Source organism: Roseateles sp. P5_E11 (assembly GCF_054049355.1).
In genome coordinates this window covers 1-7,982 of sequence record NZ_JBFUMO010000256.1, presented here as the reverse complement: position 1 = coordinate 7,982, position 7,982 = coordinate 1, and the positions used below count along the sequence as shown (strand labels likewise).

Sequence of the window (7,982 nt, the reverse complement as noted above, 5' to 3'; positions counted from 1 at the left end):
GGGCACGAACTCGTAGACGCCTGCCGGGCAGTAGCGGCTCTCGGGGCCTGCGTACTTGGCGAGGTTGACCTGCACCGGCACCGAGTTGTTCTTCAGCGTCAGGTGGGCGGGCTGGTTTTCCTCGTGGTTGGTGTTGGAGATGAACACCGATGAGAGGCGGTCGAAGGTCAGCTTGCCATCGGGCTTGGGGTAGCTGATGGGCTTGCATTCGGCGGCCGGGCGCAGCGACTGGTGATCGCCCTTGTGGTTGTGCAGCGTCCAAGGTGGGTTGTTGATGCCGAGCTTGGGCAGCAGCCACTGCTCGATGCCCGTCATCAGCTGGCCGGTCGTCTTGCCCTTCTTGAACCAGAGCTTGAAGTTGCGCGTCTGCTGCAGTTCCTCGTTCAGCCAGCTCTTCTCGAAGGCTTCGGGGTACGCGGCGAGCTCGTCCTGGGCGCGGCCGGCGTCCAGCGCGGGTGCCAACGCCTCGGCGGCCAGCATGCCGCTCTTGATGGCTGCGTGGCTGCCCTTGATGCGCGCGGCATTCAGGTAGCCGGCATCGCAGCCGATCAGGCAGCCGCCCGGGAACACCGTCTTTGGCAGGGCCTGCGGCGTGCCGTTGTTGATGGCGCGGGCACCGTAGCCGATGCGCTTGCCGCCTTCGATGTGGGCGCGGATGGCCGGATGGGCCTTCCAGCGCTGCATCTCTTCAAACGGGCTCATGAAGGGGTTGTCGTAGTCCAGGCCGATGACGAAGCCCAGCGTGACCTTGTTGTTTTCCAGGTGGTAGAGGAAGCCGCCGCCGAAGGTGTCGCCCTCCATCGGCCAGCCGGCCGTGTGCACGACCTTGCCGGGTTGGGCTTTGTCCGCCGGAACCTCCCACAGCTCCTTCACGCCGATGGCGTAGGTCTGCGTGTCCTTGCCTTCGGTCAACTTGAACTTCTCAAGCAGTTGCTTGCCCAGATGGCCGCGCGCGCCTTCCGCAAACACCGTGTACTTGCCGAGCAGTTCCATGCCGAGCTGGAAGTGGTCGGTCGGCTCGCCGTCCTTGCCCAGGCCCATATTGCCGGTGGCCACGCCCTTCACACGGCCCTGCTCGTCGTACAGCACCTCGGCGGCGGCGAAGCCGGGGAAGATCTCGATGCCGAGGCCCTCGGCCTGGCTGGCCATCCACTTGACGACGTCGGACAGGCTGATGACGTAGCAGCCGTGGTTGTGGAAATTGCGAGGCACGAGCCAGTCGGGCGTGCGCTGGCTGCCCGTCTCGGACAGAAACAGCACGTCGTCGCCGGACACGGCCTGGTTCAGCGGCGCGCCGAGTTCCTTCCAGTTCGGGAACAGCTCCTCCATCGCACGCGGGTCCATCACGGCGCCCGACAGGATGTGGGCGCCAGGCTCCGAGCCCTTCTCCAGCACGACGATGTTGGCATCGGGCTTGAGCTGCTTCAGGCGGATAGCCGTGGCCAGGCCGGCCGGGCCGCCACCGACGATGACCACGTCGTATTCCATGGACTCGCGGGGGCCGAACTGGGCGAGGATCTCTTCGGACGTCATGCAGGTTCTCCGTCAGCTTTTGAATTGCGCGCGATTCTAGAGAGGCTGGATTGCGAATCGAACGATCGTGCTTTTTTAGGTTGGGCGGTCTAGACCGGTAGGATGGACGCAACCCACTCGGAAGGCAGTCCCATGAGTTACTCCATCAATCTCGAAGGCCGCGTGGCCTTGATCACCGGTGCGTCCAGCGGCCTGGGCGCGCAATTCGCCAGGACCCTGTCCCAGGCCGGCGCCTGCGTCGTGCTGGCGGGCCGGCGAGTCGAGCGGCTGAAGGACCTGCGCGCCGAAATCGAGGGCAATGGCGGTGACGCCCATGTGGTGCAGCTGGACGTGACCGACGTGGCCAGCATCAAGAGCGCGGTGGCCCACGCCGAGACCGAAGTCGGCACGCTGGACATCCTGATCAACAACTCCGGCGTGTCCACGACGCAGCGCCTCACCGACGTCACCGAGAACGACTACGACTACGTGATGGACACCAACACGCGCGGCGCCTTTTTCGTCGCGCAGGAGGTGGGCAAGCGCATGCTGGCCCGCGCGCGCGGCTCGGCGCCGGGCACCTTCATCGGTGGGCGCATCGTCAACGTCGCGTCCATGGCCGGCCTGCGTGTGCTGGGCCAGATTGGCGTCTATGCGATGAGCAAGGCCGCGGTCATCCACATGACGCGAGCGATGGCGCTGGAGTGGGGCCGCTACGGCATCAACGTGAACGCCATCTGCCCGGGCTATATCGACACCGAGATCAACCACCACCACTGGGGCACCGAGCAGGGCAAGAAGCTGGTCGACATGCTGCCCAGGAAGCGCGTCGGCCAGCCGAAGGATCTGGATACGTCACTGCTGATGTTGTGCGCCACCGAAAGCCATTTCATCAATGGCGCGGTCATCCAGGCCGACGACGGCTTCGGAGTTTGATGTTGAAGCGAGACCTGACCCCGCTGGAGGCCCGCGTTCTCGCCGTTCTTGTCGAGAAGGAAAGCACCGTGCCGGACAGCTATCCGCTGTCCGCCAATGCGTTGACCGCGGGCTGCAACCAGAAGACGGCGCGCGACCCGGTCATGGACGTCAGCGAGGCCGAGGTGCTGGCCACCGTGGAAGAGCTGAAGGCGCTGCACCTCGTCAATACGGTCAGCGGTAGCCGCGTCGTGCGCTATGAGCACAACTTCGCGCGCGGCATGGGCGTGCCGGGTGCAGCGATGGCGCTGCTGACCCAGCTGATGCTGCGCGGCCCGCAGACGGCGGCCGAACTGCGCCAGAACACCGAGAGGCTGCACCGCTTTGCCGATGTGTCGTCGGTGGAGGGCTTTCTGGAGGAGCTGGCCGAGCGCGAGCAGCCTATGGCCGTCAAGCTGCCCAAGGCGCCCGGCGCCCGCGAGGCGCGCTGGGCGCATCTGCTGTGCGGGCCGGTGGCGTCGTTCGAGCAGGCCGCGGCGGTGGGTCAACCTCGCGATGAAGAGATCGCCTTGCTGCGCGCCGAGGTCGCCGCGCTGCGCAGCCTCGTCAACCGCATCGCCGCTGACCTCGGCATCACGCCGTGAGGTATCTCGTCCCGGTCGACAAGAAGCTCACCTATGAGGTGCGCATTCCCATGCGCTGGGGCGACATGGATGCGATGGGCCACATCAACAACACGCTGTATTTCCGCTACCTGGAGATCGCGCGTGTGGACTGGCTGACGCAGATCGGCGCCGCGCCCAATCCGGGCGGGCAGGGGCCGGTCATCGTCAACGCCTTCTGCAACTTCTATCGCCAGCTTAAATGCCCGGGCGAGGTGCTGGCCAGCCACTACGTCAGCGACGCGGGCCGCACCAGCTTCGAGACCTGGATCACGCTGGAGCGCGCCGACGAACCCGGCGTCATCTGCGCCGAGGGCGGCGCGACGACGCTGTGGTTCGACGCCCAGACCGACAAGGCCATTGCCCTGCCGGACTGGGTGAGAAACCTCGTCACCTGAAGGCGTACTTCAAGCTGGCGTAGATGTAGCGCCCGCGCGAGTCGGTGTAGCTCGGGTCGTAGCCGGACAGGAAGAACCAGGCCTGCTGCGAGAACGGCGGCGCCTTGTTGAGCATGTTCTGCACGCCGACGCGCAGGGTGGTCGACTTGCTGGCCTCCCAGCCGGCCGACATGTTCCACAGCGAATAGGCCGACACCTTGYGATCGGGCTTGCCGATGATGTGCTGGTCGTTGTAGCCCTGCAGATAGCTGTTGGACAACGTCATAGACACGGGGCCAGTTTCCCAATCCAGGCTGACCGTGTGGCGCCAGCGCTGCACGACGCCGTCGTTGATGAAGACGCCCAGGTTGCTGACGAAGGGGTCGCCGTCGCCGGTCTGCTGCTGCGACTTCAGCGTCAGCGTGCCGTTGATGCGCAGGCCGAACTGCCCGAAGCCGGTCTTCAGGCCGCTCAGGTTCACGCCAAGGTCCAGGCCGGAGATGCGCTGCTTGCCGCGGTTCTCCTTGAAGAGGTCGACGGCCTCGATGGCGTCGTCTTCATCGCGGTGGACCAGGCTGCCGTACTTGGCCAGGTTGCCCAGGATGACGTCCACGCCCAGTGTGCTGATCAGGTTGGTCTTCTCGATGTTCCAGTAGTCGGCATTGAGGCTGACGCCGCGCCGGGGCTCGAAGACGATGCCCAGCGAATACTGGCGCGACTTCTCGGGCTTGAGCTTGGCATTGCTGAAGTTGCGCGTGACCCAGATGTCCGAGCAGTCGGTGGGCGTATTGGTGGGGTCGGCTGCCAGGCAGACCGGGTCCACCAGCGTGGCCGAATTGCCTTCGGTGACGGGGCGGTACAGGTCCGACAGGCTGGGCGCGCGGAAGCCCTTGCCGATGGAGGCGCGCAGCAGCAGCTCCGGCATCGGCACGTATTTCAGGCCCAGCTTGGGGCTGGCTGCGCCGCCGCTGACCTGGTAGTGCTCATAGCGCAGCGCGGCCGACAGCTCCAGCTGCTTGGTGATGGGCGCGCTGAGCTCGCCGAACACGGCACCGACCTTGCGCGACTTGCCGAAGTCGGAGTCGGGGCCTTGCGTGGTCTCGCCGAGGATGAGGTCCTGCTTGAGCGCGTCGGACTGGTGGTAGTTCTGCTTCTCGCGCCGGTACTCGCCGCCGATGGCCACGGCCAGGTCGCCGCCCGCCAGCTTCGTCAGCGCCTTGGAGGCCTTGAAGTCCAGGCTGTCCATGTTGCCGGTGGCGTGGCGCACCTCGCCGCGGATCTGCGACTTCTCATACAGCGCCAGGCCGGCGGCGCTGGAGGGGCCAAAGGCATTCAGCGTGCCGTTCGCGAAGCCGTCCAGGATCATCTGCTCGTTCAGGTAGCCCTGGAAGTCCCGGTCGGAGACCTTGCTGGTGCTGTGGTTCAGTGCCCACTCATAGTCCCAGCCGCTCACCAGGCCGGTCATGCCGGCCACGACCCGCTGGGTGGTCGACACCAGCTCACTGGTGCGCAGGCCGGCTTCGGACAGGCGGGTGCGCACGGTGATGATGCGTTCCTCGTCGTCGGCGTCCAGGCTGTTCAGCGCGCTGCCTGCAAAGGCCGGCACGCGCGAAACGTCCATGTCGGCGTCCACGCGGTTGGGCGTGCCGGTGTAGAGGGTGCGAGCCCTTGCCAGCGACACCTCGGCAAAGGCCTGGTGGCCGCCACCGAGGTTGAAGATGCCGCGGCCGAAGATGCTGCTTTTCTTCGACTTCGGATACAGCTCGATATCGCGCATGTAGTCAAAGGTGCAACCGTCCGCGCCACCAATGCCGTCAGGCAGGTAGAGGCTGGCGGGCGGGTTGCAGCCCGCGGCGGCGGCCGGGTTGACGGTCTTGGAGTCGATGACCGTGCTGCCGTTGCTGCTGTAGCCCTCGCCGATCAGCGTGTCGCGCTGGTAGTTGGACAGCCGGATATTGCCGGGGAAGCTCGCGCTGGACAGCAGGTCTGGCAGCCGGCCGGGGATGTCCAGGTCCTTGATGAACTGGCGCTTGGACGCGTTCAGGCTGCTGGTCTTCTGCACGTCCAGTACACCGAAGACATTGAAGCCGTCGCGACCGAAGTCGCCGAAGCCACCGGCCACGGTCGCCGAGCGCTTGGCCGCGCCGTGGCCTTCGGTGGTGCTGCCGGCCAATGCGTTGATTTCGATGCCGGAGAAGTCCTTGCGGGTGATGAAGTTGATGACGCCGCCGATGGCGTCCGAGCCGTACAGCGACGAGGCGCCGTCGAGCAGGATCTCGACGCGCTGGATGGCGGCGGCCGGGATGCTGTTCAGGTCCACGCCGGCCGCGTCGCCGGGCGAGGCGAAGTTGGCCACGCGCCGGCCGTTCAGCAGCACGAGGGTGGACGACACGCCCAGGCCGCGCAGGTTGGCGGCGTTGAAGCCCATCTGGTCCCGGAAGCCGCCATAGGCCACGCTGCCGCCGTCGGTCAGGTTGTTGGCGCTGGCGCTGATGCGGGCGATCAGCTCGGCGGCCGTCGTCACGCCGGCCTTGTCGATTTCGCCCCGCGTGATGACCTGCACCGGCAGCGCTGTCTCGCCCTCGATGCGCTTGATCGCCGTGCCGGTGATCTCGACGCGCTCCAGCGTCGACTGGGCCTGGGCAGCGCAGCTCAGCGCAAGCAGGGCCGCTGCAGCAGCAGTGACGGCAATGCGGGAAGGGCAGGGGGTTTTCATGGGCGGCTCTCCGTGGTTCGGGCGAGTCTAGGCACGGCGGCGCTAGCTGCCGGGCTCCAAGCCGGCGATTCGTCTCGTGCGCGCCACGTCCTCGTCGTTCGAATTAGGGGCGAACGGTCATCGGCGCTCTGTCATCATGCGCGGTCTGACCAAGGAGGGGTGTGGGCATGAGGGCATGGATCTGGGCCGGTGTGGCGGCAATGGCGGCAGCCATGGGCGTACAGGCGGCTCCGCCGGCGACGGCACCGGCGGCGAGCGCGCCGCAAGGCTTCAGGCTGCTGCGTCCGTCGGCGCCGGCCTCGGCATCGGCACCACGCGCTGCGGCACCGGCGCCCGCCAAGGCCGCGTCGGCCGTTCAAGCCGGTCCGGCACAGGCCTCAGGGGCGCTGYAGCCGCTGCCCGAGTCCGAGCCCGCCATCCGCGGCTATGCCGTGCCTATCGGCGGCGCGCTGAAGGCCGACAACGAAGAGGTCTGGCAACGCATCGTTCAACTGGCCGGCGGCAAGGGCGCGCGCTTCGTCGTTTTCGGCACAGCCAGTGAGGATCCCGAGGCCAGCGCCAAGCAGATCGTGGATCTGCTGCAGCGCCGAGGCGCGGTGGCCGAGGCCTTGCCGGTGGCGCCCAAGTTCCTGTGGGTGGACCTGAGCAAGGTCGTGCGCGACCCGGCCCTGATCGCCAAGGTCAAGGCCGCCAAGGGCATTTTCTTCACGGGCGGCGTGCAGGAGCGCATCGTCGATGTGCTGCAGCCCGGTGGCCAGAGCACGCCCATGCTGGAGGCGATCTGGGACGTCTACCGCAAGGGCGGCGTCATCGCCGGCACTTCGGCCGGAGCGGCCATCATGAGCACCGTGATGTTCCGTGACCCGCCCAGCAACATCAACATCCTCAAGGGCCGCTTTTCGGATGGCAAGCAGATCGATCGCGGGCTGGGCTTCGTCGGYCCTCATCTGTTCGTCGACCAGCATTTCCTCAAGCGCGGCCGCTTCGGCCGCATGATTCCGCTGATGATGGCCAAGGGCTACAAGCTCGGCCTGGGCGTGGACGAGAACACCGCCGCCATCATCCGCGGCGACGAGATCGAGGTCATCGGCGACCGCGGCTGCCTGGTCGTGGACCTGACCGAGGCCAAGAGCGATCCCTCGCTGGGCGCTTTCAACGTGCAGGGCGCCCGCCTGTCCTACCTCGAGCACGGCGACCGCTACCACCTGCGCGCGCGCTCGGCGACGCCGTCGGCGCCCAAGCTGCGCGGCGAGTTGCACGACGCCGAGTCGCCCAACTTCAAGCCGAGCTACATCGACGATGTCTTCCACCTCGACATGATGGGCGACTCGACCATCTCCAACGCGATGACACGCCTCATCGACAGCGTGCGCAAGGAGGTCAAGGGTCTGGCCTTCGACGTGCTGCCGCGCACCAACGACCCGCTGGCCGAGCTCGGCTTCCTGTTCCGGCTCTACAAGGGCTCGGACTCGCTGGGTTGGAGCACCGAGGAATTCGGCGGCGAACAGTTCACGGTCACCAACCTCTACCTCGACATCAGCCCCGTGCGCCTGCCGATGCCGCTGTATGGCGGCTGGTCGGGGCCGCCCAAGCCTGCGGCCAGCCTGCCCGCCACGAGCGTTCCCGCAGCGTCGGCGCCCTCGGGCCAGTGAATCGGCAGCCGTTTGCAGCGCTTGGTCACAAGCGTTGCTTTTCCTCGGGCCTGACCCGCTGTCGGATTGCGCGGGAGCCTGCCAAGATGTCGGGCTCGTGAACTGCGCCAGCCCGGCACCCATCTTGCCCAGCCACTCCCCCGTCGGC

6 protein-coding genes are annotated in these 7,982 nt (G+C 66.8%); 4 read left to right on the top strand and 2 right to left on the bottom strand.

Translation table 11 applies throughout. The features are described 5' to 3' along the window. A partial coding sequence (locus tag ACXJKR_RS18185) for a 4Fe-4S dicluster domain-containing protein (protein ID WP_457324014.1) occupies positions 1-1,533 on the bottom strand: 1,533 nt, incomplete at its 3' end. A gap of 132 nt (positions 1,534-1,665) precedes the next feature. Between ACXJKR_RS18185 and ACXJKR_RS18180 the strand changes: the two genes are divergently transcribed. Genes ACXJKR_RS18180 through ACXJKR_RS18170 form a run of 3 tightly spaced genes read left to right on the top strand, consistent with a single transcriptional unit; the run spans position 1,666 to position 3,487 of the window. Then, positions 1,666-2,448 carry an SDR family oxidoreductase gene (locus ACXJKR_RS18180; protein WP_056197721.1) on the top strand — a complete coding sequence of 261 codons (783 nt, stop codon included), beginning with the start codon at positions 1,666-1,668 and terminating at the stop codon, positions 2,446-2,448. After that, entirely contained in the window at positions 2,448-3,071 is a 624-nt protein-coding gene (locus ACXJKR_RS18175) for a YceH family protein (RefSeq protein ID WP_457324013.1), read from the top strand. Before ACXJKR_RS18180 ends, ACXJKR_RS18175 begins: the two co-directional genes overlap by 1 nt. Further along, complete coding sequence (locus ACXJKR_RS18170) at positions 3,068-3,487, top strand: acyl-CoA thioesterase (RefSeq protein ID WP_457324012.1); 420 nt, start codon at positions 3,068-3,070, stop codon at positions 3,485-3,487. Before ACXJKR_RS18175 ends, ACXJKR_RS18170 begins: the two co-directional genes overlap by 4 nt. Here ACXJKR_RS18170 and ACXJKR_RS18165 read toward each other — a convergent pair. Further along, positions 3,480-6,182, bottom strand: coding sequence for a TonB-dependent receptor (locus tag ACXJKR_RS18165; RefSeq protein WP_457324011.1), 2,703 nt, complete (start codon positions 6,180-6,182; stop codon positions 3,480-3,482). The two genes, ACXJKR_RS18170 and ACXJKR_RS18165, sit on opposite strands and share 8 nt — an antisense overlap. A gap of 167 nt (positions 6,183-6,349) precedes the next feature. Between ACXJKR_RS18165 and ACXJKR_RS18160 the strand changes: the two genes are divergently transcribed. Further along, the gene (locus tag ACXJKR_RS18160; RefSeq protein ID WP_457324010.1) at positions 6,350-7,834 is read left to right on the top strand and encodes a cyanophycinase; all 1,485 of its coding nucleotides are present in this window, start codon (positions 6,350-6,352) and stop codon (positions 7,832-7,834) included. Positions 7,835-7,982 lie beyond the last annotated feature (148 nt).

Bases quoted from the DNA above. Each gene is read 5' to 3' on its own strand.
- ACXJKR_RS18180 (WP_056197721.1), top strand. From the start codon at position 1,666: ATGAGTTACTCCATCAATCTCGAAGGCCGCGTGGCCTTGATCACCGGT.
- ACXJKR_RS18175 (WP_457324013.1), top strand. From the start codon at position 2,448: ATGTTGAAGCGAGACCTGACCCCGCTGGAGGCCCGCGTTCTCGCCGTT.